18 protein-coding genes and 1 tRNA gene are annotated in these 15,843 nt (G+C 71.7%); 8 read left to right on the forward strand and 11 right to left on the reverse strand.

Annotated features, from left to right (window positions below; genetic code table 11):
- Positions 1-5: 5 nt before the first annotated feature.
- Both J2X64_RS09580 and J2X64_RS09585 read left to right on the forward strand, forming a co-directional pair.
- Positions 6-842 carry an ATP-binding cassette domain-containing protein gene (locus J2X64_RS09580; protein ID WP_310152929.1) on the forward strand — a complete coding sequence of 279 codons (837 nt, stop codon included), beginning with the start codon at positions 6-8 and terminating at the stop codon, positions 840-842.
- Positions 839-2,137 (forward strand): ABC transporter permease subunit, encoded by a 1,299-nt coding sequence (locus tag J2X64_RS09585; RefSeq protein WP_310152933.1) that lies wholly within the window; start codon positions 839-841, stop codon positions 2,135-2,137. Before J2X64_RS09580 ends, J2X64_RS09585 begins: the two co-directional genes overlap by 4 nt.
- A gap of 99 nt (positions 2,138-2,236) precedes the next feature.
- On the opposite strand, the gene J2X64_RS09590 is transcribed toward J2X64_RS09585, so the two are convergent.
- From J2X64_RS09590 to J2X64_RS09600, 3 genes are all read right to left on the reverse strand, one after another.
- Positions 2,237-3,733, reverse strand: a complete 1,497-nt coding sequence (locus J2X64_RS09590; RefSeq protein ID WP_310152936.1) for an FGGY-family carbohydrate kinase — start codon at positions 3,731-3,733, stop codon at positions 2,237-2,239.
- Between the two features lie 190 nt (positions 3,734-3,923).
- A complete protein-coding gene (locus J2X64_RS09595) occupies positions 3,924-4,295 on the reverse strand; it encodes a hypothetical protein (protein WP_310152940.1) in 372 nt (123 codons plus the stop codon).
- A 97-nt stretch (positions 4,296-4,392) separates the two neighbouring features.
- Positions 4,393-4,863, reverse strand: a complete 471-nt coding sequence (locus J2X64_RS09600; protein ID WP_310152943.1) for a diadenosine tetraphosphate hydrolase — start codon at positions 4,861-4,863, stop codon at positions 4,393-4,395.
- Between the two features lie 77 nt (positions 4,864-4,940).
- On the opposite strand from J2X64_RS09600, the gene J2X64_RS09605 reads away from it, so the two are divergent.
- Both J2X64_RS09605 and J2X64_RS09610 read left to right on the forward strand, forming a co-directional pair.
- Positions 4,941-5,483, forward strand: a complete 543-nt coding sequence (locus J2X64_RS09605; protein WP_310152946.1) for a DUF1990 domain-containing protein — start codon at positions 4,941-4,943, stop codon at positions 5,481-5,483.
- Positions 5,484-5,637: 154 nt separating this feature from the next.
- Positions 5,638-6,318 carry a Type 1 glutamine amidotransferase-like domain-containing protein gene (locus J2X64_RS09610; protein WP_310152949.1) on the forward strand — a complete coding sequence of 227 codons (681 nt, stop codon included), beginning with the start codon at positions 5,638-5,640 and terminating at the stop codon, positions 6,316-6,318.
- A 52-nt stretch (positions 6,319-6,370) separates the two neighbouring features.
- On the opposite strand, the gene J2X64_RS09615 is transcribed toward J2X64_RS09610, so the two are convergent.
- The 4 genes from J2X64_RS09615 to J2X64_RS09630 all read right to left on the reverse strand — a co-directional run bounded on the left by J2X64_RS09615 (position 6,371) and on the right by J2X64_RS09630 (position 8,533).
- Positions 6,371-6,772, reverse strand: a complete 402-nt coding sequence (locus tag J2X64_RS09615) for a VOC family protein (RefSeq protein WP_310152953.1) — start codon at positions 6,770-6,772, stop codon at positions 6,371-6,373.
- Positions 6,773-6,860: 88 nt separating this feature from the next.
- The gene (locus J2X64_RS09620; RefSeq protein ID WP_310152956.1) at positions 6,861-7,082 is read right to left on the reverse strand and encodes a hypothetical protein; all 222 of its coding nucleotides are present in this window, start codon (positions 7,080-7,082) and stop codon (positions 6,861-6,863) included.
- 92 nt (positions 7,083-7,174) lie between these two features.
- Positions 7,175-7,251, reverse strand: a tRNA-Pro gene (locus J2X64_RS09625).
- A gap of 268 nt (positions 7,252-7,519) precedes the next feature.
- A complete protein-coding gene (locus J2X64_RS09630) occupies positions 7,520-8,533 on the reverse strand; it encodes a metallophosphoesterase (protein WP_310153204.1) in 1,014 nt (337 codons plus the stop codon).
- Positions 8,534-8,610: 77 nt separating this feature from the next.
- Between J2X64_RS09630 and J2X64_RS09635 the strand changes: the two genes are divergently transcribed.
- Positions 8,611-9,075 (forward strand): GatB/YqeY domain-containing protein, encoded by a 465-nt coding sequence (locus J2X64_RS09635; RefSeq protein ID WP_310152959.1) that lies wholly within the window; start codon positions 8,611-8,613, stop codon positions 9,073-9,075.
- Positions 9,076-9,156: 81 nt separating this feature from the next.
- Here J2X64_RS09635 and J2X64_RS09640 read toward each other — a convergent pair whose 3' ends face one another.
- Positions 9,157-11,583, reverse strand: a complete 2,427-nt coding sequence (locus J2X64_RS09640) for a transglycosylase domain-containing protein (RefSeq protein ID WP_310152965.1) — start codon at positions 11,581-11,583, stop codon at positions 9,157-9,159.
- A gap of 274 nt (positions 11,584-11,857) precedes the next feature.
- Between J2X64_RS09640 and J2X64_RS09645 the strand changes: the two genes are divergently transcribed.
- The gene (locus tag J2X64_RS09645; protein WP_310152967.1) at positions 11,858-12,187 is read left to right on the forward strand and encodes a WhiB family transcriptional regulator; all 330 of its coding nucleotides are present in this window, start codon (positions 11,858-11,860) and stop codon (positions 12,185-12,187) included.
- Between the two features lie 24 nt (positions 12,188-12,211).
- On the opposite strand, the gene J2X64_RS09650 is transcribed toward J2X64_RS09645, so the two are convergent.
- From J2X64_RS09650 to J2X64_RS09660, 3 genes are read right to left on the reverse strand one after another with little or no spacing between them, the layout of a single operon-like run.
- Complete coding sequence (locus tag J2X64_RS09650) at positions 12,212-13,333, reverse strand: ArsA family ATPase (RefSeq protein ID WP_310153207.1); 1,122 nt, start codon at positions 13,331-13,333, stop codon at positions 12,212-12,214.
- A gap of 52 nt (positions 13,334-13,385) precedes the next feature.
- The gene (locus tag J2X64_RS09655) at positions 13,386-14,396 is read right to left on the reverse strand and encodes an ArsA-related P-loop ATPase (RefSeq protein WP_310152969.1); all 1,011 of its coding nucleotides are present in this window, start codon (positions 14,394-14,396) and stop codon (positions 13,386-13,388) included.
- 9 nt (positions 14,397-14,405) lie between these two features.
- Entirely contained in the window at positions 14,406-15,170 is a 765-nt protein-coding gene (locus J2X64_RS09660; RefSeq protein WP_310152971.1) for an alpha/beta hydrolase, read from the reverse strand.
- 37 nt (positions 15,171-15,207) lie between these two features.
- Here J2X64_RS09660 and J2X64_RS09665 point away from each other — a divergent pair, with 37 nt between their 5' ends.
- Complete coding sequence (locus J2X64_RS09665; RefSeq protein WP_310152974.1) at positions 15,208-15,360, forward strand: DUF4177 domain-containing protein; 153 nt, start codon at positions 15,208-15,210, stop codon at positions 15,358-15,360.
- Between the two features lies 1 nt (position 15,361).
- Entirely contained in the window at positions 15,362-15,838 is a 477-nt protein-coding gene (locus J2X64_RS09670) for a RidA family protein (protein ID WP_310152977.1), read from the forward strand.
- Positions 15,839-15,843: the final 5 nt, after the last annotated feature.

Raw genomic sequence — 15,843 nt, forward strand, 5'->3', positions numbered from 1 at the left:
TCACCATGACAGCCACAGCAACGACTCCTGCCGCGACGGGCGAGACCACCCCGATCCTGAGCCTGCACGGGGTCGGCAAGACTTTCGGTGCCGTCTCGGCCCTCACCGACATCGACCTGGAGGTCCACGCCGGTGAGGTGGTCGCCCTCGTCGGTGACAACGGCGCCGGGAAGTCCACGCTCGTCAAGGTCCTGTCCGGAGTGCACCAGCCCGACGCGGGCGAGCTGTTCTTCGACGGGGAGCGTGTCTCGATCGAGTCGCCCTCCGCCGCGCTGGAGCTCGGCATCGCGACCGTGTTCCAGGACCTCGCCCTGTGCGAGAACCTCGACGTGGTCGCCAACCTCTTCCTCGGCCGCGAGGTGGGGCCGATGCGCCTCAGCGAGGTGGAGATGGAGACGCGGTCCTGGGAGCTGCTCGGGGAGCTCTCGGCCCGGATCCCGAGCGTCCGGGTGCCGATCGCCTCATTGTCAGGTGGTCAACGGCAGACGGTCGCGATCGCTCGGTCGCTGCTGGTGAACCCGCGGATCATCATGCTCGACGAGCCCACCGCCGCCCTCGGCGTGGCGCAGACGGCGGAGGTCCTCAACCTCATCGAGCGCGTCAGGGCCCGCGGCCTGGGCGTCGTCATGATCAGCCACAACATGGAGGACGTGCGCGCCGTGGCCGACCGCATCGTCGTCCTGCGCCTCGGCCGCAACAACGGCGTCTTCGGTCCCGAGGCAAGCAGCCACGACCTCGTCGCGGCCATCACGGGGGCGACCGACAACGTCGTCACCCGCCGCTCGGAACGGCGAGCCGCTGAGGCCGGGTCGTCCATCCAACCCCCGGAGGAGCCGTCATGACGCAGGAACGATCGCCACAGACCGCCACCACCCCGGCGGAGCCGGCCGGCGGGGTTCGCCCCGGTGGGGCGACCCTGGACCGCCAGGACAGCCGGGTCTCGGTCGGGCAGGGTGGCGTGCGAGGTGCCGTCGGCGACTTCGGCCGACGGGTGAGGTCCGGCGACCTCGGACCGCTGCCGGTCGTCGTGGGCCTGGTGATCATCGCGATCATCTTCCAGGCGCTGAACCCGGTCTTCCTGACCTCCACCAACCTGGTCAACCTGCTGTACGACAGTGCCGCAGTCGGCACGATCTCCCTGGGCATCGTCCTCGTGCTGATCCTCGGAGAGATCGACCTCTCGGTCGGCTCGCTCAGCGGGCTGTCCTCGGCCTTCCTTGGGGTGCTCTGGGTCAACCAGGGCTGGCCCGTGCTCCTGGCCATCGGTGCAGCCATGCTGAGCGGGGCGGTCATCGGTCTGCTCTACGGCGTCGTCTTCACCCGCTTCGGGATGCCCAGCTTCGTCGTGACCCTTGCCGGTCTTCTCGCCTTCCTGGGACTGCAGCTGCAGCTGCTCGGCAACCAGGGGTCGATCAACCTTCCCTACGGCACGGCCTTGGTGACCTTCGGCCAGCAGCAGTTCCTGCCTCCGGTGGTGGCCTACGTCTTCGCGGTGGTGGCCGCCGGGGTCGTGTTCCTCACGGGGCTCCTCAACACCCGCGAACGGCGGAAGGCCAACCTGTCGTACACGAGCACCCAGATCCTCGTGCTCCGTGCGGTCGCCCTCCTGGTGCTCTTCCTGCTCGCTGCGTGGTATCTCAACCGTGACAACGGCGTCCCGTGGATGTTCATGCTGTTCGTCATCGCCGTCGTGGTCGCGAACTACGCCCTGACCCGGACCAGCTGGGGCAGGCACATGTTCGCGGTAGGTGGCAGTGTCGAGGCCGCCCGTCGCGCGGGCATCAACGTCAAGAGGGTGTACCTGTCGGCGTTCGTCCTGACCGGCCTGCTGGCCGCGACGGGTGGCGTCCTCAGCGCGGCCCGGTTGGCGTCGTCGAGCCAGAGCGCAGGCACCGGCGACGTCAACCTGAACGCCATCGCAGCGGCCGTCATCGGAGGAACGAGCCTGTTCGGCGGCCGCGGGTCCGCCTACTCGGCCCTGCTCGGGATCCTGGTCATCCAGTCGATCTCGAACGGCCTGACGCTCCTCAACCTCTCGTCGGCGCCACGGTTCATGATCACCGGCGGGGTTCTCGCGCTCGCCGTGCTCATCGACTCGCTGGCGCGGCGCTCGCGGGTCTCCCACGGAAGAGCCTGAGAGCGGCCGAGGCGGGCCGGGCGCGGACACTCCGCGTCCGGCCCGTCCCCGTGCCCGCGCAGGGACCGGTTGGCAGGTCCGACTACGGGCGCCGGTGCCTCAGCTCCGGAAGGCGTCCTCCTGCGTCGACGCGAGGGTGTGCACCAAGGACTTGGTCGCCGGGTAGAGGTCGCCGTACACGCGGTACAGACGGTCGTAGAGCTCGTGGTTCTCCTTGTTGGGCTCGACGACCGTCCCCACCGAGGCCCAGTCGGTCTCCGGCGCCACGAGCTCGGTGCCGATGGCGGCCAGGAGCGCGTCGCCGTAGCTCGCACCGACCGTCTGGGTGGGGACGACCTGTGGACGTCCGACCACGTCACTGACGATCTGGGTCCACAGGCCGCCCTGGGTACCGCCGCCCACTGCCACGAGCCGCTCGATGGGTGTCTGCTCGCCGTCGAGGAACTCGACGATCTGCCGTATGCCGTAGGCGATGCCTTCGTAGACCGCCCGGAACAGGTGCCCGCGCTCGTGCCTGAGGCTGAGGCCGGCCACGACGCCGCGCGCCCTCGGGTCGAAGATCGGCGTGCGCTCACCGGCGAAGTACGGCAGCAGCACGAGGCCGTCCGATCCCGGTGGAAGAGCGGCGGCCTCGGAGACGAGCTGCTCGAACGGAGCGCCGCCCGTCAGCTGCTGCACCCACGAGGTGAGGGAGCCGGACGTCGACATGCCCGCAGCGAGGGTGTACTGGCCCGGTTCGACGCCCGACGTGGTCCACAGCAGTGGGTGTGTCTGCATCGAGGGCAGGACCTGGACGAAGAACATCGTCGAGCCGTACATCAGCATGAGGTCCCCGGGATGGCGGACGCCGGCCGAGAAGGCCTCGCTCCAGGCGTCGACCGTCCCGGCGCAGACGGGGACGCCCTCGGGCAGACCCGTCTGGGCTGCCGCCTCCGCGGTGACGTGCCCGACGACCTCGGCCGGCCACACCAGTCGGGGAACCTCCAGGTGCCCGACGATGCCGTCGAGCCAGTCGTGCGCCCAGTCGTTGCGCTGCAGGTCGTACAGGGGGTCGTTCTGGCTCGCGGTGTGGTGGTCCAGGACGTACTCACCCGTGAGCTTCGCCACGAGGTAGGAATTGGAGTTGAACCACCGGCGGGCCCGCTGCCAGGCGTCCGGCTCGTGGCGCTGGACCCATGTCATCTTGGGGCCGACCGCCTGGGTGGACAGGGCCTTGCCGCACCGCTCGAGCACGTGCTCGGCGCCGAGTCGCTCGGTCAGCTCCTCGATCTCCGCGGTGGCGCGCATGTCGATGCCGTAGAGGATGGCCGGCCGGACCGGAGCCAGGTCCGCGTCGCACAGCAGGAGGCACGGGCCCACGCCGCTGACGCACATACCCACCAGCTGGTGCTCGCCGAGGTCTGTCACCAGCTCGCGGCACACGCCCACGAAGTCCGCCCACCAGACCGCCTCGGCGTCCACCTCGGCCCACCCCGGACGCGGCAGACTCATCGAGTGCTGCCGGACCGCGGTACGCAGGATGGTCCCGTCGGCAGTGGTGAGCACCCCCTTGGTGCTGCCCGTCCCGGTGTCCACGCCGAGCAGTACGTCCGCCATCGCCACATCCTCATCGATCCGGGCCTGGGCCAACCTTCACCCTACGGGGCAAAGGGGTTTCCAGACGGGCGCACTGGTCCGTGTCTTGCCGCAACCGGCGGCCCTGGAGCGCATGGCACGGGGCGGTACGCCTTCGCGTCGGCTCTGAACCCGGGTCTCCGGGCTGGGACGGCAGGAAGGGGACGACGGCTCAGTCGCGGATGGTCGCGCCGTTGAGCTTGATCGAGTCCCACGAGCGGGCGTTGAAGACGAAGCGGGGCAGGCCGTCCATGGTCACCGTGAGCGCACCACTGGTGTCGATGGAGTAGCCCACGGTGCGCTCCTCCTCCGGCAGCGTGCAGAAGAACTCGACCGTCCCCTGCGTGCCGACGGTCGTGAGGATCACCTCCAGGTAGGTCCGCAGCCCCAGCTCCGGCACCCGGGTCGAGGCGGAGGCGTCCTTGGCCGCCCGCAGCGTCCCCTGCCACACCTCGCTGTCGAGCGCGCCGTCGTGGTCGAGGTAGTTCCAGCGGACCAGCACGGTCGGCTCCTGGGTCTCGATCTCCCACAGCTCCTGCGGCATCCAGCACGTCCTTTCCGGCTCGGCACCGGCCGGTCGGCAGGCGCACACGCCGACGGCACTGCCCTCGGCGCCTGCTCCTACCCACTCGGGGGAGCCCCTACACAGGCTCCTCGGCGAGGTGCGCGGCGATGGCGGCACGGAGGGCGTCGTGCTGCGGCCCGAGGGCCGTGGCCGGGTCGGACCAGTGGCCGGGCGGGTACAGCCAGACGGGCTTGCGCACGAGCTCCGGCGGCTCCCAGCCGTAGCGCGGCCAGACGTGGGCGTGCAGGTACGGGTCGGTGTTACCGAGGATCTCCAGGTTGACCCGGCGGAACGCGGGATCGCTCTCGCCACAGGCACGCTCGACCGCCTCGCCGAGGCGAGCCATCGAGTCGAGGAACTCCAGCCGGCGCCCGCGGGGGAGGTCGGACAGCCGCTGGACCTGGGGGTCGTCGGTCAGCAGGACGCAGTACCCCGGGAGCCACTGCACGTCGCCCACCACCGCGAAGCCACCCGGCATACGCCGCAGCACCGTCGGGTTCTCCCCGCGCAGTGCCGCGCCGATGCGGTCCGCGCGCCAGCCGTCCATGCGCCGAACGCTCTCACACCCGGCGCCCGCGCCGTGGCGCCGGACACCTCCGCCGGGGCGCACCCCCACAATGGGCCATGGCCACCAGCCCGATCCCACCCGGCCGCCTCGAGCAGCTCCGTGCCGCGCCCCTGACGTATGCCGCCGTGGGCGCCAGCGGCTCGGCGTCGCCGCCGGCCGGCTACCGGGCGGTACGCGAGGAGCGCGTCCTGGCCCGGCGGGACCTCGACGGGGCGGCCGAGGACCTGCTGGCCTGGCGGGTGCACCAGCGCGCCGGCCTGCGCGTCGCCGCCTCGGGTCCCCGCGCGGTCCCCGGCGCGGTCGTCGACATGCGCCTGGGGGTGGGGCCGCTGTCCGTCCGGATCCCCTGCCGGGTCGTCTCCGTGGTGGACGAGCCTGACCGGCGCGGCTTCGCCTACGGGACGCTGCTCGGGCACCCCGAGTCGGGCGAGGAGCTGTTCCTGCTGCGCCGCGGGGGCGACGGGCGCATCACCTTCACCATCACCGCCTTCTCGCGGCCGGCGACCGCGCTCGCCCGGCTCGGCGGCCCGGTCGGCACGGTCGTCCAGGACGCGATGACCCGGCGCTACCTCGCCGCCCTCGACCGCCTCGCGAGCTGACCGGTCGAGGCCCGAAGGGCGCGACGGCCCGGACCCCGGGGGCCTGGCGGGTTCGGCGGGACCGATGACTCCCGGCCGGTCGACCGGTCAGAATGACCACCGCGTCGTCCTGACCGCACGGGGACCGCGCACCACGAGCAGGAGGGGAGTCGTCGTGAAGCTGCTGCTGACGTCCGGGGGTGTCACCAACGCGAGCATCCGGGAACGCTTGGTCAGCCTCCTCGGGAAGCCCGTCGAGGAGTCCACCGCACTCTGCATCCCGAGCGCCGAGTGGGGCCACCCGTGGTGCACGCCGCAGTCGGCCTGGCGCTTCGTGTCGGGGTTGGCTCCGGGCGGCGAGCCGTCGTCCCCCATGGTCGACCTGGGCTGGAGGTCGGTCGGGCTGCTCGAGCTCACCGCACTGCCCGGCATCGGCCGGGACCGGTGGGAGCCGTGGGTCCGGGAGGCCGACGTGCTGCTGGTGGACGGCGGGGACGCGACGTACTTGTGCCACTGGCTGCGCGAGTCGGGGCTGGCTGAGCTGTTCCCGTCGCTGACCGACACGGTCTGGGTCGGCGTGAGCGCCGGCAGCATGGTGATGACGCCCCACATCGGCGAGGACTTCGTCTCCTGGAGCGGGTCCACCGACGGCGACCGGACCCTGGGCCTCGTCGACTTCTCGATCTTCCCGCACCTGAACCACCCCGACATGGCCTGGAACGTCCTGGCCAACGCCGAGAAGTGGGCGGCCGAGGTCGGCGGTCCCGCCTACGCCATCGACGAGCAGACGGCGATCGCGGTCGTCGACGGCACCCCGGAGGTCGTCTCCGAGGGCACGTGGAAGGCCTTCCCCTGACCGGCGACCCTGCCCCGGAGGGCCTTGCCGACGTCCCCGTGTGCGGGGCGGCTCAGGTCGTGGGCGGCTCGGCGTCCTGGACGACCTGGACGAGGTGACCGTCCGGGTCCGTCGCCCAGGCGATGAGGAGCCGTCCGAGCCAGGGCTCGGGCGCCTTGACCGCCGTGGCCCCCACCTCCAGCAGCTGCGCGTATGCCGCGGGCACGTCGTCCGTCCACAGGATCACCGCGGCGCGCTGGCCCTCGACGACGGGGTCCAGGCCGTGGTCGTCCCTCGTCGAGGTCTCGCTCGCCAGCCCGATGCGGTAGCCGTCGAGGACCAGGTCCACGTGGATGGGCGTGCCCTCGCGGGGTGTCCGGAAGACCTCCTCGAAGCCGAGCCGTGTGTAGAACTCGACCGCGCGCGGGAGGTCGGCGCTGAACAGGACGATCTGGGGGCTCGTGAATGTCGGCACGGGCGCCAGCGTGCCAGACGGGCGGACGCCGTTGCCGGCACGAGCAGGGGTCGTGGGGGCCAGGTGCCTGGCACCAGGCGGGTGGGCATCAGTCCGCGGCGCGTGCCACCAGGTACAGCGGCAGGAACACGACCACGACCACCAGGGACAAGGCCGCCCACACCTCGGGTCGGTCGACCGTCAGGGCGCCGAACGTCGCGACGACCGGTCGTCCGAGCCTGGCGCGCGCCCGGGCGTCCTGCAGCACCCAGAGGCTGGCGATGGCGACGACCACCGCCGCCATGAGGCCACCCAGTGCGCCAGCACCCATGCCCCCAGTATCCGCGCCGACGCCGTGCGCCTGTCCATGACGAAGGCCCTCCCCGCTGGTGCGGTGGAGGGCCTCTGACCTGCTGTTGTGTGTGGTCGGGGTGACAGGATTTGAACCTGCGACCTCTTCGTCCCGAACGAAGCGCGCTACCAAGCTGCGCCACACCCCGTGGCAATCGCCACCCCGAACCGCGGTCCGGAAGCAGCGACAATGAAGGATAGCCCACCACCCGTTCCGCCTCCCAATCGGTATGCCGTCGTGCCGCCACGCGGTGGGTTGCGGAGACGACGAGCCTCCGCCTCCATCCCCCGGTGAGGGCGATTCGTGGCGGATGTGGCACGAACGGTCCTGTCGCGGGCGCGCGGAGGGCGGTTCGTGGCGGATGTGGCACGAACGGTCCGGTCGCGGAGGTCGCCCGCCCGGCCGGTCGGCTCCCGTCAGGCCGTGGACGTCTCGGGCACGAGGGTCAGCAGCGTCGCCTCGGGGCGGCACGCGAACCGCACCGGCGCGTACGGCGAGGTGCCCAGCCCGGCCGACACGTGCAGCCACGCCGCGTCCTGCGGCGCCTCCCACTGCGACTCGTCGCCACCGCGCAGGTGGACCTCGCCCCACCGGTCGAGCTTCTGGTGCCACTGGGCGCGACCGGCATACGGCGCACCGGCACCTGGCCACCACCGCGACAGGCCCTTGGCCCGGTCGGTGGGCAGGTCGCAGTTCGTGACCAGCGCGCCGTACCCGGGGACGGCGAGCTGGCCGCCGTGGGTGTGGCCGGCGAGGACGAGCCGGGCGCCGTCGGCGACCATGGGGTCGAGCACGCGCTGGTAGGGCGCGTGCGTCACGCCGACCGTCAGGTCGGCCGAGGCGGACGCGGGGCCGGCCACGGCGGCATACCGGTCGGCCCGGATGTGCGCGTCCCCGGTGCCCACGAGCTCGAGCTCCCGGCCGGCCACGGAGATGGTCGTGCGCGCGTTGTCCAGGTCGAGCCAGCCCCCGGCGACCATGCCCTCGCGCAGGTCCTCCGTGGGCAGCCGCAGGCGGCCCGGGGGCGCCTCCGCGTGCCGGCGGGTGAGGTAGCGCGCCGGGTTCTTGGGCACCGGCGCGAAGTAGTCGTTCGAGCCCATGACGAACGCTCCCGGGAACCGGAACAGCGGCTCCAGGGCCTCGAGCACGCTGGGCACGGCGTCGAGCGCGGCCAGGTTGTCGCCGGTGTTCACGACCAGGTCGGGCGCCAGCGTCGCCAGCCCGCGCACCCACTCGATCCGGGCGCGCTGCCGCGGCACGAGGTGCAGGTCCGACACCTGCAGCACCCGGACCGGCGCGGAGCCCGCGGGCAGCACGGGCACCGTGAAGCGCCGCAGGGCGAACCAGCTGCGCTCGACCAGCGCCGCGTACGCCACCGCACCCGCTGCGAGTGCGACCGCGCCGCCGACCGTCGTGCCCACCGTTCGCATCATCGTCAGCCATCCTCGCAAATGTCCCCGGAGGCCGCGCGGATACCCGGTTGCCGCGGCCTGAGAGACTGGGCTCCATGAGCGACAAGAGCCTCAAGGCCACCGTGCAGGACGACCTCACCAGCGCCATCCGCGGCCGCGACCAGGTCCGCGCCGGCACGCTGCGCCTGGCCCTGACCGCCATCACCAACGAGGAGGTCTCCGGAACCACGGCCCGCGAGCTCACCGACGACGAGGTGCTCAAGGTGCTGGCCAAGGAGGCCAAGAAGCGCAAGGAGGCTGCGACCGCGTACACCGACGCGAACCGGCCCGAGCTCGCGGCGAAGGAGGAGGCCGAGTACGCCGTCCTCGAGACCTACCTGCCCGCCCAGCTGTCCGACGCCGAGCTCGAGCAGATCGTCGCCGCAGCTGTCGAGGAGACCGGCGCCACCGGTATGCCGCAGATGGGCCAGGTCATGAAGGCCGCCCAGGCGCGGGTCGCCGGACGCGCCGACGGCGGCCGCGTGGCCGCGGTCGTGAAGGCCGCGCTCTCCGGCCGCTGATTACCGATACGACGAGAGGGGCTCCCCACCCGCTGGTGGGGAGCCCCTCTCAGGTCCCGGGCGGCTGGTCCGCCCGGCCGGTCAGCCCTTGCCGGGTTTCGTCTTGGTGGGCTTGGGTGTCGGCGTGCTCTTGGTCGTCGGTGGCGGCGCCTGCTGCGCCTGGCCGCTGGACAGGTAGAGACCGATCGTGGTGCCCTTGGTGGCCGTCCCGCTGGGGTTGGTGTAGACCACGAGCCCGCGCGCGATGCCACTGCTCGTGGTGCCCGCGACCTGGGCGCTGAACCCGGCGGCCTGCAGGGTCGAGATGGCCTGCGCGACGGACATGCCGCTGACATACGGGATGGCGATGTTGTCGCCGTTGAGGACCTTGCTGCTCGCGTCGCCGAAGTCGCGGTCGGGCAGGTCGGTCGAGGCGGCCTCGATGATGCCCTTCCAGATGGGTGCGGCGATGTCGCCACCGAACACGCCCTTGTACCACTGACCGGCCAGGGTGATCCGGTTCATGCCCCGCTGGGAGTACGGCGTGCCGACCCATACCGCGGCGGCGCGCTGGGCGGTGTAGCCCACGAACCAGGACTCGACGTGGTTGTCGGTGGTACCGGTCTTGCCGGCCGCCGGCCGGGAGCCGAGGGAGGCCCTGGTGCCGGTGCCGCTCTTGATGACGCCCTTGAGGAGCTCGGTCGCACCCTTGGCCACGTCGGGGTCGATGACCTGCTGGCACGGGGTGGTGCCGATCTTGACCGGCTTCTTGTCCGGGGTGGTGATCGACAGGATCGGGTTCGGCGCGCAGTACTTGCCGTTGTTGGCGAGGATCGCGTACGAGCTGGCCAGCGTCATCGGGGTGACGTCACCGGTGCCGAGGACCGAGCTGGCGTAGCAGGGGAGGTTGCCGCCGTCGCCGGTGTGCAGGTGCATCTTCGTCATCGTGTTGAGCACGTTGCGGGTGCCGAGCTTGAAGGTCAGCGACGCGAAGGCGGTGTTGATGGAGTCGGCCGTCGCCTTGCGGAACGGGATCGGCTTGCCGCCCACCGGGTAGTCGTTGCGGATGGGGTACGGCTTGGTGTCGTGGCAGGACCCCTGCTCCTCGGGGGAGTAGTACGCCGACTGGGTCGTGCTCGCGAACTTGGACGGGATGGTGCCGTTGACCGACATGCCCGTCTCCAGGGCACGGACGATGGAGAACATCTTGGCCGTCGACCCGAACTGGAAGCCGCTGGTGCCGCCGTACTTGGTGTCGACGTTCCAGTTGACCTGGGTGTATCCGTAGGCCGTCTGCTGCTTGGAGGTGGTCGGGTAGCTCGAGTTCTGCACCATGGCGATGACCCGCCCGGTGCTCGGCTCGATGAGCGTGGAGGCGGCGCCCACCAGCCGCGAGATGCCGGCCTTGCTCCTGTCGTAGGAGTCCTTCGGCATCGCCTTGTTGCCCTTGGGCACCCGGGCGGTCAGGTCGGCCAGGGCGGCCTTCTGGACGGTCGGGTCGAGGGTGGTCTGGATCGTCAGGCCGCCCTGGGTGATGTTCTTGACCCGCTCCGGCACGGTCTTGCCGAGGGCGTCGAGGTTGTGGTTGCTCGTGTCCTTGAGGTACGCCATCACGTAGTTGCAGAAGTACGGCTCGCTCGACGCCGCGCAGTTGCTGAGCGGGTCCTTGCGCTTGAGCATCTTCGCCAGCGGGATGGCCTTGGCGGCCTTCCAGTCCTTGTCGTTGATGATGCCGAGCTCGTGCATCCGGTCGAGGACGACGTTGCGGCGGGCCTGGGCGCGCTCGGGGCCGTTGTTGAACGGGTCGGTGCGGCTCGGGTTCTGCACCAGGCCGGCCAGCGTGGCCGCCTGCGGCAGGTTGAGCTTGCTGGCCGGGACGGAGAAGTAGTGCTCGGCCGCCGCCTGGATGCCGTACGCGAGGTCGCCGTAGTAGGCCAGGTTGAGGTAGCCGGCGAGGATCTGGTCCTTGGTCATCTCCTTCTCGAGGGTGACCGCGTACTTGATCTCCTGGATCTTGCGGGCCGCGCTGACCCGCACGGCGGCGTCGGCCGCCGCCTTGTCGTTGTTCCGCAGGGCGTTCTCCTGCAGCGTCAGCTTCACGTACTGCTGGGTGAGGGTGGACGCGCCCTGGACGTCGTGGCCCTGGAAGTTCGAGACGGCCGCGCGGGTGATGCCGCGGGGGTCCACGCCACCGTGCTCGTAGAACCGGCTGTCCTCGATCGCGACCTGGGCCTTGCGCATGATCGGCGCGACCTGGTCGAGGCTGACGATGACGCGGTTCTCCTCCTGCGGCGTAGCGAGCACCCGGCCACGGGCGTCGACGATGCGCGACTGCTGCGACAGTGGCGAGGTGGTGAACTCGCTGGGCAGGTCGTCGAAGGCCTTCACGCCCGCGGTGGCGACACTGCCGGTCGCGCCGACGGCGGGGATGAGCAGTCCGGCCGCCAGCAGGCCCATGACCAGCGCCGTGGCGACGAAGGCTCCGAGCAGGCTGACGACGTTCCCGAGGTTGGCGGCGCGTCCAGGCATGTGCCAAGGGTAACTGTCGATTCGTCCCGGTCCCGGGTGGCGGGACGCCCGGGTTCCCTGCCCGCGTGGCGGAGGGGGTCCCGCCTCGTGGCACGAACGGGCTGGTCAGGGCCACGAAACGGTGTGGTTCGCAATGACTAGTCCCTTCGGTCATCGCAGAACTACACGAATGGACCATGTCCCGGAAGCGCCCGAATTCCTATCGTTTTCGAACGTCGACAACGACGTCAGACGCAAGGAAACGCGTCTGGAGCACAGCTGGAGGGGCACCAGGATGACGATCGCACCGGAGCAGGACATGCGGCAGCGTCCCCACGGGTCTGCGTGGGTCGACGACTGGGCGCCGCTGGGTGCGTGCTCCAAGTCCGACCCCGACGCACTCTTCGTCCAGGGCGCGGCCCAGCAGACCGCCAAGGTCGTCTGCCAGCGCTGCCCGGTCATCGCCGAGTGCCTCGCCGACGCGCTGGACAACCGCACCGAGTTCGGTGTCTGGGGCGGCATGACCGAGCGCGAGCGCCGCGCGCTGCTCAAGCGCCGGCCCAACATCACGTCGTGGGCAGCCCTGTTCGCCCAGCACCGCTCGGCCCAGATCGAGACCGCCTGACCCTCGCCCGGACCGCCTGAGCGCTCAGCGCGCGGTGAGCGCCGAGCCCATCGTCCGCAGGCCGTCCAGGTCGTGGATGTCGCCACCGCTGGCCGGCACCTCCACCACGGGTATGCCGGGGTGCCCGGCGGTGAACCGCCGCACCAGCCGCTCCTGCCGCTCCGCCGTCTCAGCCAGGTCCGCGTGCAGCCGCAGCAGGTCCTCGGTCACCTCGGCGCTCGCGGACCGGGGCTCCACCGTGGCGAGCTGGTCGACCGCGGCCCGCGCCTGCGGCGCGGAGATCTCGGCCGCCACACGCTGGATGCGGTTCACGACCAGGCCGGCGAGCGGCATACCCTCCTCGTCCAGCCGGCCCGCGAAGAACGAGGCCTCCCGCAGGGCGTCACGCTCGGGGGCGGCGACCACGACGAACGCGGTCTCGGGCCGCTTGAGCAGCGCATAGGTCTGGTCCGCCCGCTCGCGGAAGCCGCCGAACATGGTGTCCAGCGCGGCGACGAACGTCTGCACGTCCTGGAGCAGCTGGCCGCCGAGCAGCTTGGACATGGTGCTCGTGACCATGCCGACGCCCATGCTGAAGACCTTGAGGCCGGCGCGCCCGCTGGCCTTGGCCGGCGTGGAGATGAGGCGGATGAAGCGGCCGTCGAGGAACGAGCCGAGCCGCTTGGGGGCGTCGAGGAAGTCCAGCGCCGAGCGCGACGGCGGGGTGTCGACGATGACGAGGTCCCAGCGGCCGTCGCGGTCGGCCTGCGCCCGCAGCTGGCCCAGCTTCTCCATCGCCATGTACTCCTGCGTGCCGGCGAAGGAGCTGGAGACCGCCTGGTAGAAGGGGTTGGCGAGGATCTGCGCCGCCTTCTCGGGGGTCGCGTGCTGCTCGACCACCTCGTCGAAGGTGCGCTTCATGTCGAGCATCATCGCGTCGAGCGACCCGCCCATGGAGGTGTCGACGCCGGACACCGGGCGGGGGGTGTTGTCGAGCTCGGTGAGGCCGAGGGACTGGGCGAGCCGGCGCGCCGGGTCGATGGTCAGGACGACGACCCTGCGCCCCTGCTCCGCCGCCCAGAGCCCGAGCGCGGCCGCGGTCGTGGTCTTGCCGACGCCGCCTGCGCCGCAGCAGACCACGATGCGGGTCGCCGGGTCGCGGACCATGGACGCGACGTCGAAGCCGTTCGCCGTGCGGGTGCCGCCGGTGCCTGCCACGTCAGACCAGCCCCTGCTCGGCAGCGGCGGCGGCGAGCTGGGCGATCCCGCCGGCCTCGACGCCCTCGGGCAGGTACGCCAGGCGGGCCACGAGCCGGCCTTGCTCCTGCACGACCTCGGCCAGCCGCCCCTCGAGGTCGAGCCGGTCGCGGTATTCGCGGGCCTCGGTGACCAGGGCGGCAGCCATCCCGTTGGTGACGGCCACGCCCGCAGCCTTGAGGTCGGACGCGACGCCCGTCGTGGGGCGCGAGCGCCCGATGGCCTTCAGGGTCGGTTCGGACAGCAGCGGCTCGCGGACCTGGTTGACGACGATCGCGCCGAGGGGCAGCTGGGCCGAGCGCAGCTCGGCGAGGGCGTCGACGGTCTCCTGCACCGGCATCTCCTCGAGCAGGGTGACGACGTGCACGGCCGTGGTGTGGCTGCGCACCATCCGCGTGATCGAGTCGGCCTGACTGCGGATCGGGCCGACGCGTGCGACGTCGGCCACCTCGGCGTTGACGTTGAGGAAGCGCACGACCCGCCCCGTCGGCGGCGCGTCGAGGACGACGGCGTCGTAGGCGAGCTCGCCGTGCGGCCGCCCCGAGCGGGTGTCGCGACCGCCTGCCCGCCGGCCCGCGGCCTCGTAGACCTTGCCGATGAGCAGCACGTCGCGGACGCCGGGGGCGATGGTCGTGGCGAAGTCGATGGCGCCGAACTTCTCCAGCACCGATCCCGCGCGGCCCGCCTTGTAGAACTTCTGGAGGTACTCCAGCAGCGACTCCTTGGGGTCCACCGACAGGCCCCACACCTCGCCGCCGCTGCGGTCGTGCAGGATCCGGGTCTCGGTGTGCCCGAGCGGCGGCACGTCGAACGTCTGCGAGATGCCCTGCCGGCCCTCGACCTCGGCGATCAGCACCCGGCGCCCCTGGCGGGCCAGCGCGACGGCGACGGCCGACGCGACGGTCGTCTTGCCGGTGCCGCCCTTGCCCGTGACGACGTGCAGCCGCACGTGGGACAGGTCGGGGTGGGCCATGCGGCAAGCCTAGGAGGCGAGCAGGTCGACCGCTGAGAGGACCTCCGCGAAGGCCGGGTGCTCGGGGTCGATCAACCCGTAGTGCCCGCCGTCCGCCACCGGCCGCAGCCGCACGGACGGCCCGTGGTGCGCCGCGGCATACCGCTCGCTGAGCTCGAACGGCACGACGTCGTCGTCGCGCGCGTGCACGACGAGGGCGGGCACGTTCGGGCTGAGCCCCATCGGGTCGGCCGCGGCGTACGCCCCGGGGACCTGCTCGGGGGTGCCGCCGAGGAACGCGTCGATCGCCCCGCCGCCGACGTCGGTGGCCTGCCCGCGGGCGAGGTCGAGGACTCCCGCCAGGCTGACCACGCCACGCAGCCCGTGGGCCCACGGCTGGGCTGCCGCCCAGGCGACGAGCTGGCCACCGGCGGAGTGCCCGACCAGGACCGCGGGGGAGCCGCCGACCTGCGGGTCACGCCGGATCGCGACGAGGGCGTCGCGGACGTCCTCGGCGGTTCCCGGCCAGCCGCCGCCGGCGACGCCGGTCCGGCGGTACTCGACCACCGCGACCGGGTACCCGGCGTCGGCGAAGGCCTGCGCCTGCCGGCTCGCGTGCGCCCGGTCGTACTCCGGGCGCCAGAAGCCGCCGTGCACCACGACGACCGTGAGGCCGCGGGTCGTGCGGGCCGGCAGCCGGACGTCGTACACCTGGTCGGCGTGCTCGCCGTATGCCGTGGTACGGGCCGGCGGGGCGGCCCGTTCGTCGAGCACCTCGATGGGGTCACGGGCCATGGCACCCATCCTGCCAGCGGTGGCTAGGCTGCGAGCCATGAAGAAGTGGGAGTACGCGACCGTGCCGCTCATCGTGCACGCGACCAAGCAGATCCTCGACCAGTGGGGCGAGGACGGCTGGGAGCTCGTGCAGGTCCTGTCCGGCGACGGTGGCAACCTCGTCGCCTACCTGAAGAGGGAGAAGGCCTGACATGTCCGCAGTCGAAGACCGCCTGGCCGAGCTCGGCCTGTCCGTCCCCGAGGTCGTGCCGCCCGTCGCGGCATACGTCCCCGCGGTGCAGGACGGCCGACGCATCTACACCTCGGGCCAGCTGCCGATGCAGTCCGGCTCCCTCGTCCAGACCGGCAAGGTCGGCGACGGCCACGGGCTCGTCCCGGCCGAGGACGCCAAGAAGCTCGCCGAGCTGTGCGCGCTCAACGCCATCGCCGCCGTGAAGGCCGTCGTCGGTGACCTCGACAAGGTCGCCCAGGTCGTCAAGGTCGTCGGCTTCGTGGCCTCCGACCCGTCCTTCACCGGCCAGCCCGGCGTCATCAACGGCGCCAGCGAGCTGCTCGGGAAGGCGTTCGGGGACAAGGGCGTCCACGCCCGGTCCGCCGTCGGCGTGGCCGTGCTGCCGCTCGACGCCCCGGTCGAGGTCGAGATCGTCGTCGCGCTCGAGGACGACTGACCTGT

Origin of the sequence: Phycicoccus sp. 3266, assembly GCF_031456495.1 — a bacterium.
Classification (GTDB): Bacteria; Actinomycetota; Actinomycetes; order Actinomycetales; family Dermatophilaceae; genus Pedococcus.

Excerpts from the sequence above, each read along its gene's own strand:
- J2X64_RS09630 (WP_310153204.1), bottom strand. The coding sequence starts at position 8,533 with ATGCGAACGGTGGGCACGACGGTCGGCGGCGCGGTCGCACTCGCAGCG.
- J2X64_RS09600 (WP_310152943.1), bottom strand. The coding sequence starts at position 4,863 with ATGGACGGCTGGCGCGCGGACCGCATCGGCGCGGCACTGCGCGGGGAG.
- J2X64_RS09620 (WP_310152956.1), bottom strand. The coding sequence starts at position 7,082 with ATGGGTGCTGGCGCACTGGGTGGCCTCATGGCGGCGGTGGTCGTCGCC.
- J2X64_RS09585 (WP_310152933.1), top strand. The coding sequence starts at position 839 with ATGACGCAGGAACGATCGCCACAGACCGCCACCACCCCGGCGGAGCCG.
- J2X64_RS09580 (WP_310152929.1), top strand. The coding sequence starts at position 6 with ATGACAGCCACAGCAACGACTCCTGCCGCGACGGGCGAGACCACCCCG.
- J2X64_RS09660 (WP_310152971.1), bottom strand. The coding sequence starts at position 15,170 with ATGGCCCGTGACCCCATCGAGGTGCTCGACGAACGGGCCGCCCCGCCG.
- J2X64_RS09650 (WP_310153207.1), bottom strand. The coding sequence starts at position 13,333 with ATGGTCCGCGACCCGGCGACCCGCATCGTGGTCTGCTGCGGCGCAGGC.
- J2X64_RS09635 (WP_310152959.1), top strand. The coding sequence starts at position 8,611 with ATGAGCGACAAGAGCCTCAAGGCCACCGTGCAGGACGACCTCACCAGC.
- J2X64_RS09670 (WP_310152977.1), top strand. The coding sequence starts at position 15,362 with ATGTCCGCAGTCGAAGACCGCCTGGCCGAGCTCGGCCTGTCCGTCCCC.
- J2X64_RS09655 (WP_310152969.1), bottom strand. The coding sequence starts at position 14,396 with ATGGCCCACCCCGACCTGTCCCACGTGCGGCTGCACGTCGTCACGGGC.
- J2X64_RS09590 (WP_310152936.1), bottom strand. The coding sequence starts at position 3,733 with ATGGCGGACGTACTGCTCGGCGTGGACACCGGGACGGGCAGCACCAAG.
- J2X64_RS09665 (WP_310152974.1), top strand. The coding sequence starts at position 15,208 with ATGAAGAAGTGGGAGTACGCGACCGTGCCGCTCATCGTGCACGCGACC.
- J2X64_RS09595 (WP_310152940.1), bottom strand. The coding sequence starts at position 4,295 with ATGCCGCAGGAGCTGTGGGAGATCGAGACCCAGGAGCCGACCGTGCTG.
- J2X64_RS09645 (WP_310152967.1), top strand. The coding sequence starts at position 11,858 with ATGACGATCGCACCGGAGCAGGACATGCGGCAGCGTCCCCACGGGTCT.
- J2X64_RS09605 (WP_310152946.1), top strand. The coding sequence starts at position 4,941 with ATGGCCACCAGCCCGATCCCACCCGGCCGCCTCGAGCAGCTCCGTGCC.
- J2X64_RS09640 (WP_310152965.1), bottom strand. The coding sequence starts at position 11,583 with ATGCCTGGACGCGCCGCCAACCTCGGGAACGTCGTCAGCCTGCTCGGA.